Here is a 1,076-nt window from a genome sequence, read left to right as displayed (position 1 = left end):
CGATGCCAATGGCGATGGCAAGTCCGGGGAGGATCAGCGCATCCTGCGTATCCATGAACTTCAGCGCCAGCGTGCCGGAGAGCGTAATGGTGGCCGGCACCGAGAGATCGACATTCCCCGGCCCCAACGTGATGACCAGCATCTGCCCGAGACCGACCAGCACCGAGAAGGCCGCGAAGGTCAGCGTTGCCTGCGACAGGCCGAAGGTCGAGGCGCCACCGGTGAAAAGAATGGTCACGATGAAGGTGGCAAGCGCCGCAAGCCAGGACCAGAGCCAGGGTTTCGACAGGATGGGTTTCAACGCGTTCATGATCGACCTCATGCCTCCCGCCGGGCCAGAATGAGGCGCAGGCCAAGCACGATGATCAGCACCGCGCCCTGCGCGCCGATCTGCCAGTCGGGCGAAATCCGCAGGAAGGAAAGAAAGGATCCGGCGAGCGTCAGCGTCAGCGCGCCGACCACCGCGCCGACCGGTGATACACGGCCGCCGACGAATTCGCCGCCACCGAGGATAACCCCGGCAATCGACAGAAGCGTATAGCGCAGCGCGATATTGGCATCGGCGGAGGTGGTCACCCCCACCAGCGCCATGCCTGCCAGCACCGAAAACAGGCCGGACAGCGCATAGGCGGCTGCCTTGATCTTCATGACCGACCAGCCGGCGCGCGCCACGGAACGAGCATTGCCGCCCACGCCGCGGATCGCGACGCCAAGCGTCGAGCGCGTGACAAGCAGATGGGCAACGACGGCAATCACGATGCTTGCGATGATAGCGAGCGGCACGACGGGCGTGGACGCCGTCATCAGTCCTCTCAGCCAGCCGGCCGCCTGACCGCCCGGTGACGGCAGGATCAGCACCGCCAGACCACCCCAGACGAAGCTCATGCCGAGCGTCACCACGATGGAGGGCAGGTCACGCAGGTGGATCAGCACACCGATCAGCGCGTAGACGCCAATGGCACCGGCCAGGATGATGACAGCCACGAGGGGCGCCGTCGGCAGATAGACCGCCGTGACACAGGCGGCGAAACTCACGAAGGTCCCGATCGACAGGTCGAGATCGTTGACGGCAATCA

The 1,076-nt window shown here is 65.1% G+C and carries 1 protein-coding gene and 1 pseudogene; both read right to left on the bottom strand.

Annotation, left to right across the window (positions count from 1 at the left end):
* Positions 1–310: pseudogene (locus FNA46_RS25820) on the bottom strand (ABC transporter permease); the annotation flags it as partial.
* An 8-nt stretch (positions 311–318) separates the two neighbouring features.
* Positions 319–1,076: ABC transporter permease (locus FNA46_RS25815; protein ID WP_143128098.1), on the bottom strand; the 758-nt coding region annotated here is incomplete at its 5' end.

It is taken from the genome of Affinirhizobium straminoryzae (assembly GCF_007004135.1).
Taxonomy (GTDB): Bacteria; Pseudomonadota; Alphaproteobacteria; order Rhizobiales; family Rhizobiaceae; genus Neorhizobium; species Neorhizobium straminoryzae.
The sequence above is the reverse complement of the archived record's forward strand: the minus strand, read 5'-3'. Positions and strand labels throughout refer to the sequence as shown.